This window comes from Phytobacter massiliensis JC163 (assembly GCF_000321045.1).
Classification (GTDB): domain Bacteria; phylum Pseudomonadota; class Gammaproteobacteria; order Enterobacterales; family Enterobacteriaceae; genus Phytobacter_A; species Phytobacter_A massiliensis.
The window spans coordinates 886,730-912,583 of record NZ_HE578945.1 but is presented as its reverse complement, the minus strand read 5'-3'; the positions used below and the strand labels follow the sequence as shown (position 1 = coordinate 912,583).

Here is a 25,854-nt window from a genome sequence, read left to right as displayed (position 1 = left end):
GCATTCGCCCCGGGCGCGACCGGGTGCGCGACGATATCCCGGCGCTGCTGTTTGATCGCCTGCGTGTTGATATCAAGACGGCGGTCGCGGTCGGCGAGCAGCGCCGGGTCAAGCTGGCCTTCGCCCGTAAAGCCCATCATCAACGCCGGGATGCCAAGCGGCAGCGTTTTATCGCGGTCGGTGTGCCAGGTATGCCAGGTTTTGCCGTAGGTGTTGACGATTTTGCCCATCAACGCCTTATCCGCCAGCGCGGGCAGTCCCGGCGCAACGAGGCTGCCGGACTTCACCTCATACTGGTGGCTGTGCCAGAGTTTTTTCTCCTCCGGCGGCAGGGTGTTAAACAGCCGCTCGCTGATGATGTACTCCACGCCCATCAGCCGGGCATCTTTGGTATTGCCGTCATAGATGATCGCCTGCATGACGTCTTCGTTTAATACAGTGACGTAATGATGGGCCTCCATCTGGCCGTTTTTATCGCCGCTGTAGAAGTGAAAACCATCCAGATAAGCGCTGATAGCATCGATGGGCGGGCGCGACTGTAGCACCTCCGCGCCGGTTTCGAGGGTGCGCATTTTAGCGGATGTCTTTTCGCCGGGCAGCGGGGCCTGTGGCGGCGAATTGCCGCCGCCGCAGGCGCTGAGGAGGAGAGTTGCAACAAGCAGAGGTAAAGGTTTCATTCCATCTCCATTTTTTGTGGGATGTAATGAACATAGTGCATTTACGCACTTCCGGCCCTTTTTAGGCGGCTTATCAATAAGAAGCGCAGCGGCAGACGCGGCCTTACGTCTCCTCGTCTAACCGCTGGCGACGCCGTAACCCCGGGAACCATTTCATCCATAGCGCCACCACCACCAGCGTACCGATGCCGCCAATCGCCGCCGCAGGCACCGCCCCCAGCCAGGCGGCCAGCATGCCGGATTCAAATTCGCCCAGCTGGTTAGAGGTATTGATAAAGATTGAATTGACGGCGTTGACCCGCCCGCGCATCTCGTCCGGCGTATCAAGCTGCACCAGCGACCCGCGCACCACCATGCTGACCATATCAAAGCCCCCCAGCGCGAACAGGGCTAACAACGAGAGCCACATCCACTGCGAGAAGGCGAAGACAATAGTCGCCACGCCAAACCCCGCCACGCACATAAACATGATCATCCCAACGTTACGTTGTAACGCACGATGGCTCAGCCAGAAGCCCACCAGCAGTGCGCCGACCGCTGGCGCGCTGCGCAGCAGCCCCAGCCCTACCGGGCCGGTATGCAAAACATCGTGAGCGAAGATGGGCAGCAGCGCCGTTGCGCCGCCAAGCAGCACGGCGAACAGATCGAGGGAGATAACGCCCAGCACGTCGGGCCGCTGGCGAATGAAATTAACCCCGGCGAAGAGCGTTTTCAGCGTTGCCGGAGTCCGCGACGGCGGCGCCTGTTGATAGCGTAGCGTCAGCACCAGCAGCAGCGAAAGCAGATAGAGCCCGGCAGTCACGGTATAAACGATATCCGCGCCAGCGGCATACAGAAAGCCGCCCAGCGCCGGGCCGACAATCTGCGCCGCCTGGCCGGAGACGGCATTGGCTGCCGTGGCGCGCGGCAATATGGAGAGCGGCACCAGCGCCGGCAGCATAGAGATCATCGCCGGTGACTCGATGGTCTTCGCCAAGGAGATAACAAAGATCAGCGTCAGCATCACCCCAACGCTGGCCTCCCCGCGCCAGGTCAGCCAGGCCAGCAACGCAATCGCCACCCACTCGCATATCTGGCCGAGCATGACCACCCGGCGGCGGTCGAACTGGTCGGCAATATGGCCCGCGGGCAGCGCCAGCACTACCGAAGGAAAAAACTGTACCAGCCCGATCATTCCCAGCCAGAAGGCGCTATGGGTCTGGGCATAGATTTGCCAGCCGACAATAATCGACAGCATCTGGAAACCGAAGCTGGAACTGGTACGCGCCAGCCAGAAGGAGACAAACGCGCGATGCGCTAATAAGCGGCCATCCTGGCCGGATAATACAGGTGCCATTATTTACCCCAAACAAGCCAAAAATCACCGCACTCAGTGCCCGCCCGACGGCGGCGCGGCCGGCGCGCCGGCGTGCACAAACGGCGGTCTGGCAAACCAGATAACCACAATGAGTGCCATAAACATCCAGCCGACCAGCCAGAAGTAATCAATCGTCGACAGCATATACGCCTGCTGTTCGATCGTTCTGTCTACCGCCGCCAGATGCTGCTGCGTCGCCCCGCCCATTTTATGCAGGTAGTCGGTGGCAACCGGGTTCCATACCGAGACGTTCTCCGTCAGGCTGGCGTGATGGTAAACCTCCCGGCGCGACCAGATCCAGGTCGCCAGCGACGAGGAAAAAGAACCGCCCAGTACGCGAAAGAAGGTTGCCAGACCAGAGCCTTCGGCCACTTCCGCGCCGTGCAGGTTGGACAGCACAATGGTGGTAAGAGGCATAAAGAAAAAGGCCACGCCGATGCCCATAAACATCTGCACCGCGGCAATGGTAAGAAAATCGACGTCGGTAGTGAACCGGGTGCGCATCAGGCAGGCGGCGCCCATGGTCAAAAATGAGATGGTTGTCAGCAGGCGCAGGTCAAATTTGCTGGCGTAGCGGCCAATGATCGGCGTCAGCACCAGCGGCAAAAAGCCCATCGGCGCGGCAGCCAGCCCGGCCCAGATGGCGGTATACCCCATTTGAGTTTGCAGCCACTGGGGCAGAATAATATTGATCGCGAAAAAGGCCGCGTAGCCCAGCATCAGCGCGGCGGTGCCGATGGCGAAGTTGCGGTCGGTAAACAGACGCAGGTTCACAATGGGATGGCGTTCGCCCAGCTCCCAGATAACAAACGACACCAGCGCAATCGCCGACATCAGCGACATCGCCATGATTTCAGTGGAGGCGAACCAGTCAAGATCGTTGCCCTTGTCCAGCACCACCTGCAATAACCCAACGCCCAACACCAGCAGCGCAATACCTATGTAGTCAACCGGGCCGTGGGATGTGGTCTCCTCCCGCTCACGCAGCTGCCCCCAGACCACGATGGCGGCAAATATCCCGATGGGCACATTGATATAGAAAATCCACGGCCACGAATAGTTATCCGTAATCCAGCCGCCGGTAATCGGCCCGACGATCGGGGCCACCACCGTCACCATCGACAGCAGGGAGAGCGCCATTCCGCGCTTGCTGCCGGGAAATATCACCAATAGCAGCGTCTGGCACATGGGGAACATCGGCCCGGCGAAAAAGCCCTGCAGCGCGCGGAAGATAATCAGCTCCGTCATGCTATGGGCGAGACCGCAGAGAAATGAGGTAAGAGTAAAGAGCGCCACCGAGCCGACAAACAGCTTAAGCTGGCCGAAACGGCGGGTAAACCAGCCGGTAAGCGGCAGCGCAATGGCGTTACAGACCGCAAACGAAGTAATGACCCACGTGCCCTGCTCGGCGCTGACCGCAAGGTTACCAGCGATGGTCGGCAGCGCCACGTTCGCGATGGTGGTATCCAGCACCTGCATAAAAGTCGCCAGCGACAGCGCGATAGTAGCAAGCAGCACGCTGGGTGGCGTAAACGCCGCCTTATCTTGCATAGCGTTCTCTCTTAGCGCGCGGTTGCGCGCGCAGCGGCTGGCTGGCCATTGTCATGAAGGATCTTCGCCACCACCTGGTCGGCCTGGTCGAGGGCGTTCTGGTAGACATCGGTGGTAAAGCGCGGCTGAGCGACGGTCTGTTGCGGCAGCAGTTGGCCGTCGGCGTCACGAATATCCACCCGGGCGAACATCGACAGACCAATACGCAGCGGATGTTTATCCATATCATGCGGATCGAGGGTGATACGCACCGGCAGGCGCTGGACAATCTTGATCCAGTTGCCGCTGGCATTCTGCGCCGGAAGCAGCGAGAAGGCGCTACCGGTGCCGATGCCCAGGCTTTCGATAGTGCCGTGATACTCCACATCGTCGCCATAGAGATCCGCCGTCAGGGTCACTTTTTGCCCCAGCCGCATGGTGTTCATCTGGCTCTCTTTAAAATTCGCCTCCACCCACACCTGGTCCAGCGGCACAATGGATAACAGCGTGGTGCCGGAATCCACCCGCATGCCTAGCTGCACGGCGCGTTTGGCGATAAAGCCGCTTACCGGCGCGACAATCGTGCTGCGGGCGTTATCCAGATAGCGCTGGCGAAAGGTCGCCACGGCGCTTTTGATCTCGGGATGGTTATCGATAACGGTGTCATCCACCATCGCCTGGTTGGTGCGCAACGCCTGCTGGGCAGCGGCAAGGTCGCTTTCGGCAGACGTGACAGCGTCACGATAGTGGGCCAGATCCTCAGCGGCAATCGCCCCGGTTGAGAAGATTTTCTGCCGACGAGCATAGTCGCTGCGGGCGGTTTGTAGCGTTACCGCTCGCGCCGCGACCTGCGCCCGGTAGTTATCGGCGGTGCTGTACAGCCCCCGCACCTGACGCACGGTACTTGCCAGTTCGGCCTCCGCCTGCTGCAGGGCGATTTGCGTGTCGCTGGGATCAAGCAGCACCAGCGGCTGCCCTTTCTCCACGAAATCTCCCTCGTCCGCGCTGACCTGCGTGACCGTACCGGCGATTTGCGGCGTCAGGGTGACCAGATTACCGCTGACGTAGGCGTCATCGGTGGTTTCATAATAGCGGGCATAAAGCAGATACCATGCCAGGCAGCCTGCGGCTATCAGCAACAGAACAACAAACAGAATAGCGAAATTGCGTTTGCGCTTGCCGGGCGCGCGTTCGGGTTGTGCAGATGAGTTTTGCATCCTGATTCGACCTTATCTAAGACAGCTTAGCGATGTGGTGCGGTTATCTCGTCCGGCAGCATTTTAATCAGCAGCGCGGTCAGTTCGCGGGATTCGTCGGGCGTCAGGCGGGCCGTAAGCGTGCCCAGGATAGAGGCCAGCGCCTCGTCCTGAAAGCGGTCGCAGATTTTCCGCCCTTTCTCCGTCAGCGCCAGCACAATCTGGCGCTTATCGTCAGGATGCGGCGAGCGCACGATAAGATCGCCCTTCGCCATCCTGTTAAGCATCCGGCTCATTGCCCCGGCATCCATCACCAGGTTTTTGCTCACCTCCAGCGGGCTGGTAAAGCCTTTGTATATGCTAATGAGCACCTTGAACTGCGCGGCAGTGATCCCGGCGCCGCAAAAATAGCCAGCGATAAGCTGGTCTTTAAACTGGCTGGCCAGGTGAATCAGCAGTGCAAGGTGAAGTCTGGAATTCGGAATATCCACAGCGGCGCTCATGTTATTCACACGGTAAATAATTGCATATGAAATTACTGACGAGGCAAATATTTGTCAACGTAATGTCAATGTTATGGCACAAATCTCCAACTGCGTGTTGTTAGACGGCTGTTAATGAAAGGTTTACCCGCTTTAGATCAAGGACTAACGCCACCAGCCGCGTCATTATGCCGGGTAAACGTGCAGAGCGGGCCGCTAACGACGCCTGCCATGTTTCAGTTTTGTTAAAAGGAATTAGCTATCAAATCTGTAGATTTATTTAAGTATCTCTAACTGAACGCGCTGTATATCGTAACGACATCCGCCACTAATGGAGCTACCCATGAGCATGTCAGACGACCCGAAGCACGCCGCCGCCGGCAAGTGCCCTTTCCACGACGCACAGAACTCACCCCGTCCCGTGGTCACCAGCAACCGTGACTGGTGGCCGAATCAACTCCGCGTTGACCTGCTTAACCAGCACTCCAGCCGTTCTAATCCGCTGGGGGAAAATTTTAACTATCGTGAAGCGTTTAAACAGCTCGACTATGCCCAGCTGAAAGCCGATATCCGCGGCGTGCTGACGGACTCGCAGTCGTGGTGGCCTGCCGACTGGGGCAGCTATATCGGCCTGTTTATTCGTATGGCGTGGCACAGCGCCGGGACCTATCGCACCGTTGACGGGCGCGGCGGTTCCGGGCGTGGCCAGCAGCGTTTCGCCCCGCTCAACTCGTGGCCGGATAACGTCAGTCTTGATAAAGCGCGCCGCCTGCTATGGCCGGTGAAGCAAAAACACGGGCAGAAAATCTCCTGGGCTGATCTGTTTATTCTGGCAGGCAACGTCGCGCTGGAAAATTCGGGCTTCCGCACCTTTGGCTTTGGCGCCGGGCGTGAAGACGTCTGGGAGCCGGATCTGGATGTGGACTGGGGGAACGAAAAAGAGTGGCTGAGCCACCGTCACCCGGAAAGCCTGGCGCAGGCCGCCATCGGCGCAACCGAGATGGGGCTGATTTACGTCAACCCGGAAGGCCCTAACGCCAGCGGCGAGCCGGTCTCCGCCGGGGCGGCCATTCGCGCTACCTTTGGCAATATGGGCATGAATGATGAAGAGATTGTGGCGCTGATTGCGGGCGGCCATACGCTGGGTAAAACCCACGGCGCGGCCTCGCCGGACCACGTTGGGCCGGAACCTGAAGCCGCGCCGATCGAAGCCCAGGGCTTCGGCTGGCAGAGCAGTTACGGCGGCGGCGCGGGCGCGGATGCTATTACCTCCGGGCTGGAGGTGGTCTGGACCCAGACGCCGACCCAGTGGAGCCACTACTTCTTCGAGAACCTGTTTAAGTACGAATGGGTGCAGACCCGCAGCCCCGGCGGCGCGATTCAGTTCGAGGCAAAAGACGCGCCGGAGATCGTTCCCGATCCGTTTAACCCGGAGAAAAAGCGCAAGCCCACGATGCTGGTCACCGATCTGACGCTGCGTTTCGACCCGGAGTTCGAGAAAACTTCGCGCCGTTTCTTAAACGATCCGCAGGCGTTTAACGAAGCGTTCGCCCGGGCGTGGTTTAAGCTGACCCACCGCGACATGGGGCCAAAATCCCGCTATATCGGGCCGGAAGTGCCGAAAGAGGATCTGATCTGGCAGGATCCGCTGCCGGTAGCGGTGCACAGTCCGACCGATCTTGATATTGCCAGCCTGAAGACGGCCATCGCCGGGTCCGGGCTGTCGGTGAGCGAACTGGTCTCCGTGGCCTGGGCATCCGCCTCAACGTTCCGCGGCGGCGACAAGCGCGGCGGCGCGAACGGCGCGCGTCTGGCGCTCGCCCCGCAAAACGGCTGGGAAGTGAACGCCACGGCAGTGAAAGTGCTGCCGGTGCTGCAAAACATTCAGCAGGCGTCAGGTAAGGCGTCGCTGGCCGATGTTATCGTCCTGGCCGGTTGTGTGGGTATTGAGCTGGCGGCGGCAGACGCCGGGGTACAAATCACCGTGCCCTTCTCACCACCCCGCGTGGATGCGCGACAGGACCAGACCGATGTCGCCTCGTTCAGCGATATGCAGCCACTGGCCGACGGCTTCCGTAACTATCGCCGCGTCGCGGATGAGTTGTCGACAGAAACGCTGCTTATCGATAAAGCCCAGCAGCTTACGCTGACCGCGCCGGAGATGACCGCGCTTATCGGCGGCCTCCGCGTGCTGGGGGCCAACTACGACGGTAGCCAGGACGGCGTCTTTACCGACCGGGTGGGCGTATTGAGCAATGACTTCTTCGTCAACCTGCTGGATATGCGCACCGCCTGGAAACCGGTGGATGGGCAGGCGGAACGCTTTGAGGGCCGCGACCGCCAGAGCGGCGAGCTGCGCTATACCGCTACCCGCGTCGATCTGGTGTTTGGTTCCAACTCGATACTGCGCGCGCTGGCGGAAGTCTATGCCAGCGACGATGCGAAAGAGAAGTTCGTCAATGACTTCGTCGCCGCGTGGACGAAAGTGATGAATCTGGACCGTTTCGACCTGCTGTAAAACAGGCCCGGCGAGGCGACTCGCCGGGTTTACCCCCCGCCTGCCGGTTACATCAGGCGATAAACGGCGCCACGCCCTCCTGCGGGAAGTAGTTCACATCGCAGATATGAACGCCACACAGCGACTCGTCCAGCGTGAAATCAGAGAACGGAAACAGCGCCTTATGCCCGCTGCCCCATGTTTGCGCATTGATAATAAATACCGCATTTTGTTTCGCTGAATATATCGCATTGCGCCAGCGAAACGCTTCATGGGTGGATTTAAATGTTGGCGTTGCCGGTTCGATTTCCAGCGCTTTTACCGCGCAGTTTTCAAATATATCTTCCGGGTATTCAAATGCGTGAAATATAATCAGCACATCATCCAGCTCCGGGTTATAAAAAATATGCCCGTGAAAGAGATTATTTCGCGCCAGCAGATCGCTGCGTTCAAATTCTGAGGCGGCCTGTTTCATTGCTTCAAAGAGTTCGGTACAGAAGGTGGTTAATTCACGGTGGCGATAAAATAGCCGCTGGCGTCGGCTGGCCCACTGGCTGGTTTTCAGGTCGTGATGATGGAATTTTCGCTGGTACGTAGACTCGCTGTCTATCGCCGCTTCGCACTCGGCGAGAGTGGAGCCCAACGTCTGCAACGCTTCCGGGAGCTGTGGCGAATGAAGTTTGCGTAGTATATCGGGGACATGAAGCGTCAGGTTTATCCGCTTCACGTTTTCATTTGTTTCTGTGACACTCAGTAAATCTTGCAGCACAGTGACAATGCTCATAAATAACACCTTGCTCAACTAAGTTAACCTTACGCCGGGTTAGCGCACCGTGAACAAACGGACCGATGAGTATTTACTTTGCCAAAAGCCAGGCTCTCCTGAGATTTCAAAAGGAATTAACAATATTGACTGAATGCAGCCATCGCCCGCGGAATTATTTATTTGTCAGACATTACGAATTACCGATAAAAAACACTCCCTCATTCTTTTGCCGTTATTTTTAATTCTAAGATGGGCTTTTACCCAGGCGCATTCCTTGATCGTCATCATAATTTGCAGCAATTTAGCGGCTGGCGGGGTTGCCTTTTGCAGAATGATCTATCAGGTGAATACTTAACCACACAACATTCATCCTATCGATCGGATTATCCCTCAAAACGGAAATATCTTACAACCGCCTCACGCCCCTACACTCCCCCGCTTCTTATGCCAGGCTTAAGGCAATAAACAACAGTCACTGACTTTCGGGAGGATAAGCATGACCCAGCCATCGACACTCACCGGCGAGGAACTTCATCTGCTCGACCGCTACTGGCGCGCGGCCAACTACCTTTCTGTGGGGCAAATTTATCTGATGGACAACCCCCTGCTGCGCGAACCCTTGCGCCCGGAGCATATCAAGCCGCGCCTGCTGGGCCACTGGGGCACCACGCCGGGGCTGAATTTTGTCTATGCCCATCTCAACCGGGCCATACGCCAGCGTGACCTGAATATTCTGTATGTCTGCGGGCCGGGCCACGGCGGGCCGGGGATGGTGGCGAACACCTGGCTTGAGGGCAGCTACAGCGAAATCTATCCGCAGGTCCCTGAGGACGCGGCGGGTATGCAGAAATTATTTAAGCAGTTCTCGTTTCCCGGCGGGATTCCCAGCCATGCGGCACCGGAAACCCCAGGCTCCATTAACGAAGGGGGCGAGCTGGGCTACTCTCTCTCCCACGCGTTCGGCGCGGTGTTCGATAACCCCGACCTCATTGCCGCCTGCGTGATTGGCGACGGCGAGGCGGAGACCGGCCCGCTGGCCTCCAGCTGGCACGGCATTAAATTCTTAAATGCCGCGCGTGACGGCGCGGTACTGCCCATCCTCCACCTGAACGGTTACAAAATCGCTAACCCCACGCTTCTTGGCCGTGCCAGCGACGAGAGCCTGTTTCAGCTCTTTAACGGCTACGGCTATGAACCGCTGCTGGTCAGCGGCCACGAGCCGGAAGATATGCACCAGCAGATGGCGCAGGCGCTCGATAACGCGCTGGATAAAATCCATCACTACCAGCAGCAGGCGCGCGGTGGCGCACAGACAGACGATCTGCCCCGCTGGCCGATGATCGTTTTACGCAGCCCCAAAGGCTGGACCGGCCCGCAGACGGTAGACGGCAAAAAGGTGGAAGATTTCTGGCGCGCCCACCAGGTGCCGGTTTCGGCCTGCCGGGAAAACGATGAGCACCGGGCCATTCTGGAGCGCTGGATGCGCAGCTATCACCCCGAAGACCTGTTTGATGAACAGGGGCGGCTCAAGGCAGAACTGCGCGCCCTCGCCCCGCAGGGTGATAAGCGGATGGGGGCGCTTCCCTGGGCTAACGGCGGCAGGCTGCGCCGTGAACTCGATACCCCGCCGATTGCGGATTATGCCGTTGACGTTAAAAACCCGGGAGAAACCCTTGCGGAGTCCACCCGCGCGCTCGGCGCCTGGCTGGCGGGCATTATGCAGCGCAACCAGGATAATTTCCGCCTGTTTGGCCCGGATGAGACCGCCTCAAACCGCCTTGGCAACGTGTTTGATGTCACCAGCCGGACGTGGCAGGAGCCCATCAAGCCGTATGATGAACAGCTCGCCCCCGATGGGCGGGTTATGGAAATTCTCAGCGAACATCAGTGTCAGGGCTGGCTCGAAGGCTATCTGCTGACCGGGCGACACGGCCTGTTTAACTGCTACGAGGCGTTTATTCATATTGTCGACTCCATGTTCAACCAGCATGCCAAGTGGCTCAAGGTGACGCGCGCCCTGCCCTGGCGCGAGCCGATTGCCTCCCTTAACTATCTGCTCTCGTCGCACGTCTGGCGGCAGGATCACAACGGCTACAGCCATCAGGACCCCGGTTTTATTGACCATGTGGCCAATAAAAAGGCCGATATCGTGCGTATCTATCTGCCGCCGGACGCCAACACCCTGCTGTGGGTCGCCGAGCATTGCCTGAAAACCTGGGATCGCATCAACGTGATTGTCGCAGGCAAACAGCCGGAGCCGCAGTGGCTGACGCTGGATGCGGCGGCTAAGCACTGCGAGCGCGGGCTGGGCATCTGGCGCTGGGCCGGTAACGTGCAGGAGGGGGAAAGCCCGGATGTGGTCATGGCCTGCGCGGGCGACGTGCCGACAATGGAGACGATGGCGGCGGTGGACTTACTGCGGGAATATCTGCCTGACCTGCGCGTTCAGGTGGTGAACGTGGTGGATCTGATGGCGTTGCAGACCAAAGAGCAGCACCCGCACGGGCTGAGCGATGAGGATTTCGATGCCATCTTTACCACCGACAAGCCGGTGATTTTCGCCTTCCACGGTTACCCCAGCCTGATTCATCGCCTGACCTACATGCGTAATAATCACCGTAACTTCCACGTGCGTGGGTTTATGGAGGAAGGGACGACCACCACCCCGTTCGATATGACGGTGATGAACGAACTGGACCGTTTCCATCTGGCGCAGGAGGCGATTTTACGCGTGCCGTCTTTGCAGGGGAAAGCGGATGATATTCTCGACACCTTGCAGGAGAAGATCGCCGATCATCACCGCTACGTGCGTGAATATGGTGAAGACCTGCCGGAAGTTCGCAACTGGAAATGGCCGTCGCAGCAGGACGGGGAGAATATCCCGGAATAAGGCAGTAGCCCGGCGCGCGAATGCCGCCGGGCCGAACGTTATGCCGTCATTTGCAGGCAGGCCTGGGCGCATTCGCGGCAGGCCTGAGCACATTGCTGGCAATGTTCATGCTGGTGTTTCCCGCACTCCTCGGCGCAGGCGCGACAGATGTCGACGCACAGGCGGCAGATGGAAACAATGTAGTCGCTTTCCAGTGAAAGAAATTGTGCCGTCAGGCGACAAATTGACGAGCACTGCACATCCAGCTTGATGCAGGCACGCATCATATCCAGCTGTTCTTCATTAAAGCAACTCGCCGCACAGTGTTCGCAGGCGATGGCGCAGCGGTAACATGCATCGATACACGCCTGATGTTCTGCTTGCATACTTATTCTCCTCATTTTTGTGAGTTGAATTGTTAAGTCTGCACAGAATTCGCCATTTTGCGAACCGGAAGCGCTTATTGCTCTCCCGATGCCAGTCTCTCCGCCCAGCAGGCCGCGCTGGCGCGTACAGTATTGCGCCCGGCATGTTTCGCCTCGTAAAGCGCATCATCCGCCGCCTGAATCAGCTGGCCGTAATCGCTGTGAAGGCGCTGGTTCAGGCTCGCCACCCCAATGCTGACGCTGACCACCGAGCCCGGCGCGCTGGCATGAGGCAGCGCCAGCGTCTGCACGCTGGCACGCAGCCTCTCTGCCATCTCCAGCGCATCCATAAGGGGTATGTGCGGCAGCAGCGCGCAAAACTCCTCGCCGCCATAGCGGAACAGTACGGCGTCCTTGCCCGAAAGCGCGTTGCGCATCGCTGACGCCACCTGTTTGAGGCAGATATCCCCCTGCTGGTGACCGTAGCGATCGTTGTAGCGTTTAAAAAAATCCACGTCGATAAGCAACAACGACAGCGACGCGTTACTGCGCTTGCTGTCGCGCCATGCTTTCTCGATGCAGAGATCGAAATAGCGACGGTTGCCCACGCCGGTCAGGCCGTCCGACAGCGACTGTGACAGCAAAACATGGGCCTGCTCGCGCAGTAACGACTCGCGGCGCACCGCCATGCTGACATCGACAATCTGGATAAGGCAGTAGCGCTCGCCCTCACCCAGCGGCACGATGGTGACGGCCTGGCTCAGGCGCGTCTCCGGCTGCGAAGGATCGGCAAAGAGCGGAAACGGCGAACGGTGCAGCGACTGCGACAGCAGCGCCGGCAGGTTATGGCAGACCGCCTGCTGAATCGCCACGCCCACCCGATGATGGCGCAGGTCGGGAAAAAGGCGGAAGAAATCCTCCCCGATAGCCTCGCTCGCCGGACGTCCTGTATGGGCTTCTAACCATGCGTTCCACAGCGTTACCCTGTAGCGCGCATCGACAACGATCACCCCCACGCTGAGGGCGGAGAAAGCATCCAGTAACAGTTTGTCGTTCATGGTATTACAGCCCGTCGGCAGCAAAGCCTGATTCGATACGCGCAATGTACAGCCGGACCTGCTCACGCAGATCGCGCAGCGCTGACATATCAAGGATAAAGGCGAGATAGCCTTCTATCTGCTGGCGCTCCAGGGAAAAATCGATGCGCAGCATCAGCACCGAAGGGTCGCCCTTATCACGACCGGGGTTGAGGATCTCTTCGCTGCTGCCGACGCGAAACACCGGCAGCGATCCGTGAAGCTCTTTCTGGAACATATTCGCCAGCGTGCCGACACAGGCATTAAGCACGATATTACCGATTTCGCTCATCGCTTCGCGCTCCATCTCCCCCAGTTCATGGGCAGGCACCAGATCGCCCACCATCATGCGAACAATTTCAAAGCTGGCGGTCTCCGGGAACATCAGAATCGCTTCAGTGGCATAAGCGCCTTTGTATTGCTGGCTGATGCCGCATAAAGACAGGCCCGCGCCCAGTTCGTCCGCCGCCTCAGAACGGGTGGTAATACGAATCGACGGCACCGACATCCGCACCTCTTCATTGACGATATCGCTCATCGCCGCCGCCGCATGGCCAACGCCGATGTTAAATATCTCCATCAGGCTGTCCGCCTCAAGGTCGCTCATTGCGAAGGTATCGATCATACGTTCGACTCCAGGCCGCTTAACATCGCATGGATCTGCGGCTCTTTAATCGGCTTAGCGAGGAAGCCCAGCCCCAGCCGATCGGCCTGGGCCTGTACCGAATGTTGCACGTTGGCGGTCAGCAGCACGATATGCGCATCGGGGTGGCTTTCGCGCAGAATGGCAGCCGCAGCAAGGCCGCCCATACCGGGCATGTTCACGTCAAGCAGGATAAGCCAGGGGTGGGTCGTCGCCGCTTTTTCGATGGCCTCTTCGCCCGTCGTCGCCTCTTCAATACGCCAGTCGGCATGCAGGCTCAGAATGCACTGGCGGGAGATCATACGTGACAGGCGACTGTCATCAACGATGAGGATCTGTCTGGACATAGTTATTCTCTTTCTTATTACGGGCGTAAATCGACCGACATAGGGTCGGCGTAAACCGCGCTCAACACTGCTACCCTGGCTGCGCGACATTTCCGTTAGGTCACCATACTCATCGGCATAATCTGGTAATTAATTAGAGCAAAACCGCAATATCCCATGCTAACGGGCAAAAAAAAGCCAGCCCGTCGGTTGACGGGCTGGCTTTTTGAAGCTACTGACTACTTTTTAACCGGCTGCGGTTTTTTATCACCTGATTCCGGGGCTTCACGCGGGTCATCTTTATCAATGTACATCATGGTTTCTCCTCGTTGGCTCTGGAAATAGTGCGATTACGGGCGCAACGTTTATTATGGGGGCATTTAAGCCACGCATAAATATAGCCTTAAACGTTGCGCCGGTAATATAAATTAGCCATGCCGCTGCGGCATGCTTAATTTAAAACCTGTGCCATATTACTCGTCAGATAATACCTGAGCGGATCAGGTGTCTGATTTCCTGCCGCCGCTGTGGCTGTTCTGTCCGCCTTTTTTACCGGCTTCAGAAGCACGCTGCGGGTCATTTTTAAAGTTGCCGCCGCTTTGCTGGCCGCCTTTGCGCCCTGCATCTGACGCCTTCTCACGATTTTCTGCGAAATTACCGGAACCGCCTCTATGTTCTGCCATGAGATATCTCCCAGTCAGGTTAACAAATAATCGAATAAACAGAATGTCTATTTCGATTGCGTTCAGGAATTAACTTTAGACGCTATTGATAATTAGTCAAAGCGAAGCCGTGAGAGATAAAATAGATATTTCACCGGCTGATGATTTATTTATTCATTCATATTTTGTTGCATAATAAATAAGGCGTTGCGATTAAAGGCCTTAGCGGGCACACACGCGAAACGGAGGGGGAGATTATGCATACCTGACTATCCCGGATGCGGCGTAAAAATGCCTTATCCGGGCGGAAAAAATTCCCTCTCCTCTTTGGGGAGAGGGCCAGAGTGAGGGGAACAGACGGCTCCGCACCATCCCGGGAACCCGGAGGGGTTAATAGAAGCCCATTGACGTGCCGCTGTAGCTCACCAGCAGGTTTTTGATCTGCTGGTAGTGGCTGAGCGCCAGCTTGTGCGTCTCGCGCCCTACCCCGGAGTTCTTATAGCCGCCGAACGCCGCGTGGGCCGGATAGAGATGGTAGCAGTTGGTCCAGACGCGTCCGGCCTTAATACCGCGCCCCATGCGCCATGCGCGGTTAATATCCAGCGTCCAGACGCCCGCCCCGAGGCCAAACTCGGTATCGTTAGCGATACGCAGCGCTTCGGCCTCATCTTTAAAGGTGGTGATGCCGATCACCGGGCCAAAAATCTCCTCCTGGAAACAGCGCATATGGTTCTGGCCTTTGATGAGCGTCGGCTCAATATAGAAGCCGTTTTGCAGCGTATCGCCATGTTCAATATGCGCGCCGCCAGTGATGATCTCAGCGCCTTCCTCTTTGGCAATGTTGATATAAGAGAGGATCTTGTCGTACTGCTCGCGTGAAGCCTGCGCGCCGATCATCGTGTCGGTATCAAAGGGGTCGCCTTTACGGATGGTTTCCATCCGGGCGATGACCTTTTCGACAAACTGCGGATAGATGGACTCCTGCACCAGCACGCGCGACGGGCAGGTACAAACCTCGCCCTGGTTAAAGAAGCCAAGCACCACCCCTTCAACCGCTTTGTCGATATAGCCTTCATCGCCATTGAGCACATCTTCAAAATAGATGTTGGGCGATTTACCACCCAGTTCCACGGTACTGGGGATAATGTTCTCGGCCGCGCAGGAGAGAATATGACGGCCAATCGGCGTCGAGCCGGTAAAGGCAATTTTCTCGATACGCTTGCTGCGCGCCAGCGGCTCGCCCGCCTCGGTGCCAAAGCCATGCACCACGTTAAGCACCCCTTTCGGCAGCAGGTCGCCAATCAACTCCAGCAGGACGCAAATACCCAGCGGCGTCTGTTCGGCAGGTTTCAGCACCACGCAGTTACCCGCCGCCAGCGCGGGGGCCAGCTTCCACGCGGCCATTAATAGCGGGAAGTTCCACGGGATAATCTGCCCCACCACCCCCAGCGGCTCGTAGATATGGTAGGCCACGGTATTGCTGTCAATCTCAGCGGCCGTGCCCTCCTGAGCGCGGATACAGCCCGCAAAGTAGCGAAAATGGTCCACCGCCAGCGGCAGGTCGGCATTCAGGGTTTCCCGAATCGGTTTGCCGTTATCCCAGGTTTCGGCGATAGCCAGCGCCTCAAGGTTTTTCTCGATGCGATCGGCAATCGCCAGCAGCACATTCGAACGCTCCTGGACGCTGGTTTTGCCCCACGCGTCGGCTGCAGCGTGCGCGGCGTCCAGCGCCTTTTCAATATCTTCCGCCCCCGAGCGAGGAAACTCGGCAATGGTCTCCCCGGTGACCGGCGTCGTGTTGGTAAACCAGCGTCCTTCAACCGGATCGACAAATTCGCCGCCAATATAGTTGCCGTAGCGCTGTTTAAAGGAAACTTTTGCGCCATTAAGGCCAGGGTGAGCATATTTCATCTGATATTCCTCTCATTATTATGGGTACAGGTGAGGCGTCGCGCTCGGGCGGACAGTCTTCTCTTATCAATAAGCAGTTCTTATGCCAGTTTGTCGCTTCGCTGACACACCTTGATCATTATTGATAAAAATCAGGGGGATAAGTAGAGGAGGCTATTTTCAGGCGGCGACGAAGCAGGCCGCAGATGTGGGCGAGATGGCGGAACTGTGTCGCTCATCGCTACATGTGAAACACTTTTATGCTACACAAATGTAACATTTAAGTTTATGGAGAGTGTCATGCCCCAGCGCACACCGTCTTTGATCCCCGCCTGCGCCCCAGGCGTGCTGCCCGATCAACTACAGAGCTCCTGGCAACGCAGCCTTGGCTATGGGCTTACCCGTGATGCCGATACCCAGCCGAGCGTGGCGACCTCTCTGCTTAAAGATGCCCGGGCGCAGAACAGCTGGATAAGCCAGCTGGTTACCCCGTTTATGACGCGGATGCAGGACGAACTCTCCCGCCGCCCGTCGATCATGGTGATGTCGGATGCCACCGGGCTGGTGCTGGAAACGGTGGGCAACCGCGACTTCCTGCATAAGGCCCAGCGCTATGCGCTGGCCCCCGGCAACCTGTGGGGGGAGCACGCGCGCGGCACCAATGCCATCGGCACGGCGCTGGCGCTTGGCCGACATTGTGAAGTGGCGGGCAGCGAGCACTACCTGAACCGCAATGCCGGCCTGTTCTGCTCGGCCTCGCCGGTCTTCCGCCCCGACGGGCAGGTGGCGGGGGTACTGGATATCTCCACCCCGGCGCATATTCCCGGCTACGACGCCGCCACGCTTATTCGCCATGTTGTCTGCCAGATTGAGCACGCCTGGGCTACCCGCGCCGCCAGCGGCTCGCGCTGGCACCTTAGCCTGCACAGCGACGCCAGCGTGCTGGGCAGCGCCAGGGAACTGGTGCTTATTTTCGACGATCGCACGCTGCTGGGCGCGAACAGACTGGCGATGGAAGAGTTTGGCCTGACGGCGGGACACTTCGGCACCACCCCTGTTGATACCCTTTTTCCTGGCTTTACCTTCGCGCCGGGAAACGCCACCCTCGATGCGGTCAACAGCCAGCGTTATTACGCCCGCCATCATGCCCCCCAGCGCCGGTACGGCGGCAGAGGCGTGGCGCACGCAGGCGCAACGGCGCACCCGGAGCAGGAGAAAGCGTTACGCATTCTCAATGCCGGCATTGCGCTGTGCATCACCGGCGAAACCGGCTGTGGTAAAGAGCACCTGGCCCGGGAACTGCACCAGCGCAGCCGCTGGCGAGAGGGGAAATTCGTCGCCATCAATTGCGCTGCGCTGCCGGAAAGCCTGATTGAATCCGAGCTGTTCGGCTACGCGCCGGGGGCCTTCTCCGGCGCGCACGCCAGGGGTTACAGCGGCAAGCTGCGCGAGGCTGACGGCGGGGTGTTATTTCTTGATGAGATAGGCGATATGCCGGCAGGGTTGCAGACGCGTCTGCTGCGGGTATTGCAGGAGAAGAAGGTAACGCCGCTGGGATCTAACGCCAGCTTTGACGTGAATTTTTCGCTGGTCTGCGCCACCCATCAGGATCTGGCGGCCAGGGTGGCAGAGGGGGTATTTCGTGAAGATTTGCTCTATCGCATTCAGGAGTTTCATCTGCGTATTCCGGCCCTGCGTGAGCGGCCTGATATCGGCGGATTGATTCGCCAGCTGTGGCAGAGCCTGGGCGCGCCGGGACGGGGGTTGAAGCTCAGCGATGAGGCCATTGCCGCCCTCGCCCGCCGCCCCTGGCCGGGCAACGTTCGCCAGTTAATCAGCCAGCTGCGGGTATTGATGGCGCTGGCAGATGATAACACGCTGATTACCGCTGCCGATTTGCCGCCGGAAAATGGCGTGTCGCGCCCCGCCCCTCTACCCGACGAGCAGCAGGCGGTAAGAGAAGCGCAGGGGAATATGAGCCTGGCGGCAAAACGGCTGGGGATCTCCCGCAGCACCCTCTACCGGCGGCTGGAAAAAAGACAATAAGGGCGAGTTAAAATAAGGCGGCGTTTTCTGGATTACCTTGACCAACGATCAATCACCACTTCATGGAGGCAGTCTGGATTACGCTCGGTAAAAAGAAAAGAGATCTGATGATGGGCTTTGTCCGTCCATGTATAACTGGTTGTTTCCTCAAGCGAGTGCCCACGCGGCGTTTGGGTGATGATCAACCCCCGGTACCGTTGTTTGATAACGCCCAGTGACAGGCACCGGCCGCGCAGACCAAAAGAAAGTAAAGCGGAGGTTTTACGCGTTTTACTGAGTCTGACATCAAAATCAGTCAGAACCAAATCCTCTGCCAGCCGCACTGGCTCTGCCCGATAGAACTCAACGTATTCATTGTGGGAAATGCGACGTAAAGCAAGCGGGAAGCGATCAACATTGCTCACCGTTAATTGCCCGGTCGCATCATTGATATCCTCAATAAAGCGCCAAAGATCCGCATTGTTTACTGAAGCAGCAAAAGAGGTATTTACGCTTAATAGCGACACAAGTAAAAGACACGTCATGAAAAGCCGCTTTTGGAACATATTTACCCTGAATCATACGAGTTGCAGGAAGGCGCCGACGCAGTACCCCACTCGTCCGGAACGAATTTCCTTTTTTACAGGCACGACGATAGCATTAAATAAACCGTTCAAAGACGATTTTTTAATCCAGTAGCCTGCTTCAGGGTGCCAGCATCAGTACCTTGAACTGGCTTGGTACGATACGCATACCAACAGCATTCGTTGAATTTTGTAAACTCACACTGGTCAAACGTGTGGCAGGCGTACCTTTCAGTAGCACTGTAAACGCCCCCGTTAAATGACGGGAAGGCCCCATAACGGTACCGGATGCTACGCCGGTAGCCACACCGGGGTTATCGCCGTTGGTTAAGGGCGTGATTGTCGCCATATTGTGTGCGGGCATGCCCATAAACAGAATATTCATCGCGTTAGGAATCGCCGTGGGCCCAAGCGCGATATCCGGGTAGGGAATCGGCGTGGGCGCAGGCATGGGCGTCAGACAGACGTCCGGAAAGGCTAAATCGACACCGAAAAGTTGGCAGTTAGCAAACATAAAAGCTCCTTATCCCATATGAATTTGTTCGGCATCAACCTTCGCAATAGCTTTAGACGTGATGACCGTGTTGTGGGCATGAATGCGCGCATAATCTTCCGCTTTCATATCCAACTGCCCTGCGCGCACGTGTTCGGTCTGGCGGGTAGTGCGAAACAGGCTGTGGCTGATTTGCGTGACGGTTTGCCAGACAGACTCCGCGCGCTTGCCGACAATCCGCGACAGGCTTACCCAGGCGGAGAGCTTGTCGCCGCTGTAGTTCATCTCATTGATATGGCAATCGCCCTGCCCGGCGCTCACCCGCAGCGCTTCGCTGGAGAGGCTCAGTTCGCCCGTACTGCGGATATGCAGATCCCCCGGCACGCTCAGCTCCGCCGCGTTGGGGTTGACGCGTTCCAGCACCGCCAGTAGCCAGCTCTGCTGCTCGACGCTTGTTATCAGTACCGTGTCGCCTGCCTGCGGCGCGATAACGCAGCTCGCCGCCCGGCGGCAGTGCCAGCCCCGGCCTTCACACTCCACCATCAGGCTACCGTCGGCGAAGCAGTGGGTTACCACACCAGATGCCTGAACGGGCGGTAAAATGGCGTGGGCGGGTAAATGGTTAACTTTACTCATCATCGTTTCCTCAGCGACGGCTCTGGCGTTGGTAACTCCAGGCCTCGGCAGCTAATAACTCTTCATCATATTCCAGAATGCCCTGACGCCCGGAGAAGCGGGCATTATCCTGGTTCGCGCGATGCATTCGGGTACGGGAAAAGGTGGCGCCGCGCAAATCCGCGTCCCGTAAATCGGCGCCGGAAAAATCACTCCAGGTAAAATCGCAGAGCGTGAAATTTGCTTCACCAGCATTCGCCTGCTGCAAAATGCTTTGAAACAGACGACTTTGGCTAAAATCTGCTTGATACAATAATGCGCCAACAAACATAGCCTGATCAAAAATGCTGCCACGGCATTGCGCACCTGTAAGGTCAGCTTCCATAAAGAGTGCTTGCGTTGCGTTTACCCGGTTCAATTTTGCAGCTTGCAGTGATGCGCCTTTAAAATTACATTGCGTAAGTTTTCCGCCGCTAAAATCAACGCCGTCCAGTTGATTATCAGTAAACTGACAGCCAATAAATTCTTGTTGCATATAGTTTTTACGGCGCTGATCGCATTCAAAAAAACAACACGTTCGCAATGACACTCGGTAAGTTGAGTCAGGCGCAGGTCAATACTATAGAAAGTCGTTAATAAAAGCCGACACCCCTTTAAACTGGCATCGTTCAATGGCGCGTCATAAAATACGCTACGCTGCATCAATGACTTATCAAAGCGGCTTTGACTGAGATCGCACTGTAGAAATTGCGTCGATTCTATTTGACAGTCAGTGAAGTTACTGCCGGGCATTATACAATGATTGAAGATACAGCCATCAATTGTCGTATCAGGCAGGTGCAGGCTTGTCATCTCGCACTGATTAAAAAGTGTTTGCGACAGGTGTGCTCCATGCATGCTCACTTCGGAAAACTGGCAGTCAGTAAAAACAGTCTCCTGCAAATTTGCTCCTTGCAAATGAGCACCGCAAAACGAAACCTCTTCAAAAATCCCACCAGCAAGATCATAGCCACTGAAATCGAGACCAGCCAGGGAGATCTCGCTAATTGGCTCCCCTCTTTTTACTTTCTGGTGCACTTCTTCTGCATCGAGTATAGTCATATTATTTCTCTATCTCGCCGGGGGAGGGTCTTCAACCTTTTTATCCAGGCCCCATCCAACTGGGTATCATCGCTAATAAAAGCCTGGGACAGATCGGCGCGGAATAAATTAGCACCGCTAAAATTTGCTCTCACTAACTGGCTTTTTGAAAGCAGTGAAGCCATTAAATTGGCATCCATTAATACGGCATCACAAAAATTGGTGCGAACAAACATACTGCCAGCCAAATTCGCGCGCGTAAAATTTGTACGGCGACAGTCCGCCTCACTGAAGTCGCAATTCTCAAGTTTCGCCTGAATAAAGCATCCCCCCGTAAGAGGAGCCTGACGAAAATTACATTGCAAAAGCGTAGCGTGAGAAAAGTTACCGTTCAGGATAGAACTTTCTGCTGTTATTGCCGTCGCGATGATTGTGCTGTCAGTGAAGTCGGCGTGATCGGCGCAGGTCTTAATAAAAGAGCAGCTATCAATTTTTGCTCCATTGAAGCCAGCCGCCGATAATGTTAATTGCATAAATGAGCATTTATGCAAACCTGCTCGATGAAAATCTGGCTGAGTCAAAGTGAGATCCATAAAGATACAGCCGTCCAACATAGCATTATGGAAACGACAGCTGTTAAAACCGGTTTCACGTATAAGCAATCCGCTACAGCGAACATTGTCAAAAATACATGCGTCAAAAAATGCATTTTGGATCTGAGTTTCATGTAAAACTGAACCACTGAAATCGCTGCGCTGGCAGCGGGCAAACGACAGACAAGCTTCGGTAAAATCGCAGGTCTGCGCAGAGGTATTTTCGAATTCAGCGCGAGCAAGCATTGCTTGCTGAAAAATGGCGCCATCCAGAATGGAATCACGAAAATTTGCACATTCCAGCAATGCCCTGGTAAAATTGGCACCCCTTAAATTCATCCCAGAGAAATCTGCGCCGGTAAGATCCATACCACTAAAATCTCCTCCCTGAGCTAATGTTCTCTCGGCGCGCTGACGAATAATAAGCGCTAAATCACCTGTCAGGCGTATTGCTGGAGGTTGTTGTGCAACGGCGGAAAGATAAAGCTGATGTAACGCATCGCTTGACTGTTGGCGTTGTTTATCACTCATCGCCGTGTTGCTATGATAAAACATTTCATTCATCCGATGCAGTGATTCCGGCCCACGTGGCAAATGTTCGTTGCTATACGGATATTTTTCTTCCATTTCATATTTGCGCTTTTCAGCCTCAGCTTGCATTGTCTGGAGCTGCCGCTCCATTTTGTCCATATATTCTGGCAGGTTATCAAGCTTGGGTGTTTCGGGCTGCTCCAGACCCTCGAATAAATCAGCTACATCAAGTCCACTTTGTTCAAGCCGTTCTCTATGCTGTTCTCGCAGTACTTTCTCACGATTTCGAAGATTATCACGCATCGGACTCGGCACTTCTTCCACCTGATTATCGATCCATGGGCCAATAAGTGTGTCAGGTATGAGATCTTTTTCTCGAAAAGAAAAGAAGGCTCCCTTTTCTTTGTCAATGCGTTGCGTAAGCACTTTGCGATAATGATTAAGAGAGCGGCTTGCGCCATTTTTCTCTAATGCAGGCATTAAATTTAAAACATCTGCGGCGTCGTCTTCATTAATACGAGTATAGCCCTGCCAAATCAGGATCATCTGCTCAAGGTGGGGGAAAAACCAAACCGTGGTGGCGCGCAGGGGGATTTCCTCAAAAAGTTCTTCTTCCCCTCGCTGACGATCAATAAAACAGCGTGCTTGCCATGGAGGGAGTTTTCCCTCTTGTAAAGGTTTTTCCGGGTGCATATTCCATATGCGCCAGACCGCCTCATCCGGGAGAGACTGGCGATCGGCCCACCACTGGTCAGGACTTGCAGCATTAAATACCCTCCAGTCCAGGTCACGAGCAAAGCCCGGAAAATCATTCTGCATCCAGTTTGCATCGTATTTTTTACCCATTCGATTAAAGCGGCGCGGCCATGTAAAATCGAGGGGTCCAAAACTGGCTGGCTCCTGTTTTTGTCTGGGCGAACACAAACGCCCTGTAAGCGGTTCAATATTGGGCAGACGATGCAACTTTTCACCCTGATAATTTTCAGGGCGAAAACCTATACCATGAGGATTTTCCTCATAATTTTCGCCACCATAAGCATGAGTCCAGTCAAGAGGTATAGTGTTAAAAGCTTTCGGTGAAGTCATTCTGCTTCCTGACCAATAACGGTCACCAAAAGCTATAACCGATTTAGAAACGCTACCAATATCTATCCTTGCAATAACTGCCTGTTTATTTTCCTGATGATTCGCAAACACATGTCCCGTCGCCAGGAATTCAGCACAACCTTTGGGCATTGCCATATCAATTACGCCGCCGCTACTCTTTAATTCATTAGCGGCAAGTTGCCAAAGCTCCATTTCAGGTCGCAACTGTGGGTTTTCGCCCATATCAGTTAGTGCTATTACCGAGATGCCGAGATAATTCTTCCCTTGCCAGCGAAATGGCCTGTTCAAGACGCTCAGGCGTAATGGCTTAATAATCTTCATCGACATTAACCTTATTCATTCACCTAAAATAAGCGGACGATCATAGAGAGCTATTTTTTCAGGATTATTGGGATCATATTTAATAGTTGTACCATTACCAGCTTTAAATCGCTCAATTCTTCAAAAGTTATACTCTTATAGAGAGTGGGCTGATAAATTTTACCATTCCATGTTACAAACGGAAGCGTTAGTAAATATATAAGCTTAAGGGGCAGCCAGGAGAGGTTTGCCGCTGGCGTCTTTAACCAACAATACTTTATTAGCCTTGCTATCAAATTTGCCTTTATACATATTACCAACCTGATAAGATCCAACCGCAATAATATAGGCTGTTTCCTGATGGTTTTCAATCAGCCAGCTTTTATGATTAACAGGTTCTTCAACCCTTAAGGTCATATCGATGACTGGATTGTTATTAATAAACAGCCCATTTTGTCGCATAGAAAGAATGGTCACATTAACATCATGACCACTTGCCAGAAAGACCTCTTCACGTTGTTGAGAATTACGGACAACGCGATTCGCCAGATGCCAGAAGAGCGCCATTAAAACAAATGCAACAACCGTAATAATAATATTAAAAAGAGACATACGTTTCCTCTATCACATAACCATAAAAAGTGCAAAGACGGCAGTTTTCAAACTTCCGCTTTCAACCCGGGCGGCTTCAACACGTTGTGCATTGACTATCGTCCGACCAAATGTAAAGCCTTTATGCGATACATCAACGCCGGTGTAAGCATAGCTTCCGGCCTTTAAGGCAACGGTACCAACGGAAACAGTAAATTGCTTTTTAATGTAATCGACTGCATCCTGCGCAAAGCTGGTTTTTTGAACATCGTTGCGCTCGAAAATCGGGGAGTCAATGAATACCTTCGTTTCGCTTTTAATCGTGATCGGTTTTGGCGAAGTTATGTTTATCTGCCCGGTAACTGTTTGCGACCATTCACCACCGATATCCACCTTAACATTGTCGGTTATGTTCTGAATCTGCCCACCTGACGTAATGGTAATTTTCTCACCTGCGTCAATAGTTTTGTTATGGGCACCCTGGATGTGTGTCGTATCATTTCCCGTAATTTCCCTGAGATTATTACCTTCAAGGTTTAGCTTTCTATCACCGCTGATTTTACTCTCATCACCACCATTAAGAATTTGTAATTTACGACCATTTTTAATTGCCGTAATTTCACTATTGTTAAAATCCTTTTTCTCAATATCATCGACGGTCGTCGTGCGCTTCATCTTGTAGTAAAAAGTCGCATCTTGCCAGACGTTATCGGTCTGCGTTTTTTTGATCGTCGTCTTGCGATGGCCGTCAACGTTTACCGTCTTGTCGTTCTCTACCGACACCATCATGTCTTTCTCGGAGTGCATCTGCACCGACTCGTTGCCCGGACTGTCCTCAAAGAAGAGGAAACTGGCGTTGTCCATGCTGCCATCTTTACTGCGGGTCATAAAGCCCATGCGGGTGGCGTCGCCGGGCAGTTCCCACGGCGGCATGCTGGCCTCGTTATAGACCCTTCCTGTAACAATCGGCCTGTCCGGGTCGCCGTTGATAAAATCGATCACCACTTCGTCACCCACCCGCGGGATCTGCACCCCGCCGAACCCCTGGCCTGCCCAGGCGCTCGATACGCGCACCCAGCAGGAGCTGGTGTCGTCGCCTTTCGCCAGACGGTCCCAGTGGAACTTCACCTTCACCCGGCCATAGCGGTCGGTCCAGATGCTCTCCCCCTGCGGCCCCACCACCTTCGCCGTCTGCGGCCCGTAGGTACGCGGCCACGCCGTGCGCTGCGCCGGACGCCACACCACCGACGACGGGATCACCGTGAAATCGATGCGGTGAAGGGTCTCCGAGTCGCCGCCGCTGGCGTAGCGGTTCTCCTCCAGCCAGTAGTTCGCCTCGGTGGTCAGGTATTCGCCGTTATCGCTGAAAAACGGGGCGTTGATGCAGGACAAAGGTGTTGCCGGGCGCGATCCCCAGCGCCGTGGCGCTGCCCTGGATCTGCTGGTGCTCCACCTGCCAGCGCTCCTGGCGGATGCGGGCGTAAAACTCGCCGTGGCCGTGCTCGACAAAGCGCCCCGGCCAGTCATAAACGTCGATGCTCCCCGGCGCAGGGGACGCCGGGTTCTGCCGCGCCTGGAACAGCCAGGCGTTGGGCTTGC

20 protein-coding genes and 2 pseudogenes are annotated in these 25,854 nt (G+C 55.6%); 3 read left to right on the top strand and 19 right to left on the bottom strand.

The window, feature by feature from the left end; all coding sequences use genetic code 11:
- From ENTHG_RS04575 to ENTHG_RS04555, 5 genes are all read right to left on the bottom strand, one after another.
- The coding region (locus ENTHG_RS04575) for an OBAP family protein (protein ID WP_044178981.1) at positions 1-677 on the bottom strand (677 nt) is incomplete at its 3' end.
- Between the two features lie 103 nt (positions 678-780).
- Positions 781-2,013, bottom strand: a complete 1,233-nt coding sequence (locus ENTHG_RS04570; protein WP_044174380.1) for an MFS transporter — start codon at positions 2,011-2,013, stop codon at positions 781-783.
- 33 nt (positions 2,014-2,046) lie between these two features.
- A complete protein-coding gene (locus ENTHG_RS04565; RefSeq protein WP_044174373.1) occupies positions 2,047-3,585 on the bottom strand; it encodes a DHA2 family efflux MFS transporter permease subunit in 1,539 nt (512 codons plus the stop codon).
- Between the two features lie 11 nt (positions 3,586-3,596).
- Positions 3,597-4,781 carry an HlyD/EmrA/EmrK family protein gene (locus tag ENTHG_RS04560; protein WP_044174370.1) on the bottom strand — a complete coding sequence of 395 codons (1,185 nt, stop codon included), beginning with the start codon at positions 4,779-4,781 and terminating at the stop codon, positions 3,597-3,599.
- A gap of 26 nt (positions 4,782-4,807) precedes the next feature.
- Positions 4,808-5,263 carry a MarR family transcriptional regulator gene (locus ENTHG_RS04555; protein WP_044174367.1) on the bottom strand — a complete coding sequence of 152 codons (456 nt, stop codon included), beginning with the start codon at positions 5,261-5,263 and terminating at the stop codon, positions 4,808-4,810.
- Between the two features lie 322 nt (positions 5,264-5,585).
- On the opposite strand from ENTHG_RS04555, the gene katG reads away from it, so the two are divergent.
- Positions 5,586-7,760, top strand: a complete 2,175-nt coding sequence (gene katG / locus ENTHG_RS04550) for a catalase/peroxidase HPI (protein ID WP_044174364.1) — start codon at positions 5,586-5,588, stop codon at positions 7,758-7,760.
- 52 nt (positions 7,761-7,812) lie between these two features.
- Here katG and ENTHG_RS04545 read toward each other — a convergent pair whose 3' ends face one another.
- Positions 7,813-8,523 carry a hypothetical protein gene (locus tag ENTHG_RS04545; RefSeq protein ID WP_044174361.1) on the bottom strand — a complete coding sequence of 237 codons (711 nt, stop codon included), beginning with the start codon at positions 8,521-8,523 and terminating at the stop codon, positions 7,813-7,815.
- Positions 8,524-9,001: 478 nt separating this feature from the next.
- On the opposite strand from ENTHG_RS04545, the gene ENTHG_RS04540 reads away from it, so the two are divergent.
- Positions 9,002-11,395, top strand: a complete 2,394-nt coding sequence (locus ENTHG_RS04540) for a phosphoketolase family protein (RefSeq protein ID WP_044174358.1) — start codon at positions 9,002-9,004, stop codon at positions 11,393-11,395.
- Between the two features lie 38 nt (positions 11,396-11,433).
- On the opposite strand, the gene ENTHG_RS04535 is transcribed toward ENTHG_RS04540, so the two are convergent.
- The 6 genes from ENTHG_RS04535 to exaC form a co-directional block, all read right to left on the bottom strand.
- Positions 11,434-11,760: a four-helix bundle copper-binding protein gene (locus tag ENTHG_RS04535; RefSeq protein WP_044174356.1), complete on the bottom strand. Its 327-nt coding sequence runs from the start codon at positions 11,758-11,760 to the stop codon at positions 11,434-11,436.
- Between the two features lie 74 nt (positions 11,761-11,834).
- Positions 11,835-12,797, bottom strand: a complete 963-nt coding sequence (locus ENTHG_RS04530) for a diguanylate cyclase (protein ID WP_044174351.1) — start codon at positions 12,795-12,797, stop codon at positions 11,835-11,837.
- Between the two features lie 4 nt (positions 12,798-12,801).
- Positions 12,802-13,440: a chemotaxis protein CheC gene (locus ENTHG_RS04525; RefSeq protein WP_044174340.1), complete on the bottom strand. Its 639-nt coding sequence runs from the start codon at positions 13,438-13,440 to the stop codon at positions 12,802-12,804.
- Positions 13,437-13,805, bottom strand: a complete 369-nt coding sequence (locus ENTHG_RS04520; protein WP_044174328.1) for a response regulator transcription factor — start codon at positions 13,803-13,805, stop codon at positions 13,437-13,439. Before ENTHG_RS04520 ends, ENTHG_RS04525 begins: the two co-directional genes overlap by 4 nt.
- A 479-nt stretch (positions 13,806-14,284) precedes the next feature.
- A complete protein-coding gene (locus tag ENTHG_RS04515; RefSeq protein ID WP_044174315.1) occupies positions 14,285-14,467 on the bottom strand; it encodes a con-10 family general stress protein in 183 nt (60 codons plus the stop codon).
- A 369-nt stretch (positions 14,468-14,836) separates the two neighbouring features.
- On the bottom strand, positions 14,837-16,357 hold the full coding sequence (gene exaC / locus ENTHG_RS04510) for an acetaldehyde dehydrogenase ExaC (RefSeq protein WP_044174306.1): 1,521 nt from the start codon (positions 16,355-16,357) through the stop codon (positions 14,837-14,839).
- A gap of 279 nt (positions 16,358-16,636) precedes the next feature.
- Here exaC and ENTHG_RS04505 point away from each other — a divergent pair, with 279 nt between their 5' ends.
- Positions 16,637-18,382, top strand: a complete 1,746-nt coding sequence (locus tag ENTHG_RS04505) for a sigma-54-dependent Fis family transcriptional regulator (RefSeq protein WP_044174298.1) — start codon at positions 16,637-16,639, stop codon at positions 18,380-18,382.
- 32 nt (positions 18,383-18,414) lie between these two features.
- Here the strand turns inward: ENTHG_RS04505 and ENTHG_RS04500 are convergent, their stop codons facing one another.
- The 7 genes and pseudogenes from ENTHG_RS04500 to ENTHG_RS25960 all read right to left on the bottom strand — a co-directional run.
- Positions 18,415-18,906 carry a hypothetical protein gene (locus ENTHG_RS04500; protein ID WP_145973636.1) on the bottom strand — a complete coding sequence of 164 codons (492 nt, stop codon included), beginning with the start codon at positions 18,904-18,906 and terminating at the stop codon, positions 18,415-18,417.
- Positions 18,907-19,066: 160 nt separating this feature from the next.
- Positions 19,067-19,459 (bottom strand): DUF4150 domain-containing protein, encoded by a 393-nt coding sequence (locus ENTHG_RS04495; protein WP_044174278.1) that lies wholly within the window; start codon positions 19,457-19,459, stop codon positions 19,067-19,069.
- Positions 19,460-19,468: 9 nt separating this feature from the next.
- Entirely contained in the window at positions 19,469-20,074 is a 606-nt protein-coding gene (locus tag ENTHG_RS04490) for a DUF3540 domain-containing protein (RefSeq protein WP_044174266.1), read from the bottom strand.
- A 10-nt stretch (positions 20,075-20,084) separates the two neighbouring features.
- Positions 20,085-21,154, bottom strand: a pseudogene (locus tag ENTHG_RS04485) (pentapeptide repeat-containing protein).
- A complete protein-coding gene (locus tag ENTHG_RS04480; RefSeq protein WP_044178980.1) occupies positions 21,151-23,685 on the bottom strand; it encodes a DUF2169 family type VI secretion system accessory protein in 2,535 nt (844 codons plus the stop codon). Before ENTHG_RS04480 ends, ENTHG_RS04485 begins: the two are co-directional and overlap by 4 nt.
- Before the next feature lie 204 nt (positions 23,686-23,889).
- Positions 23,890-24,276 (bottom strand): hypothetical protein, encoded by a 387-nt coding sequence (locus tag ENTHG_RS04475; RefSeq protein ID WP_044174255.1) that lies wholly within the window; start codon positions 24,274-24,276, stop codon positions 23,890-23,892.
- A 12-nt stretch (positions 24,277-24,288) separates the two neighbouring features.
- Positions 24,289-25,854 (bottom strand): annotated as a pseudogene (locus ENTHG_RS25960) (type VI secretion system Vgr family protein); the annotation flags it as partial.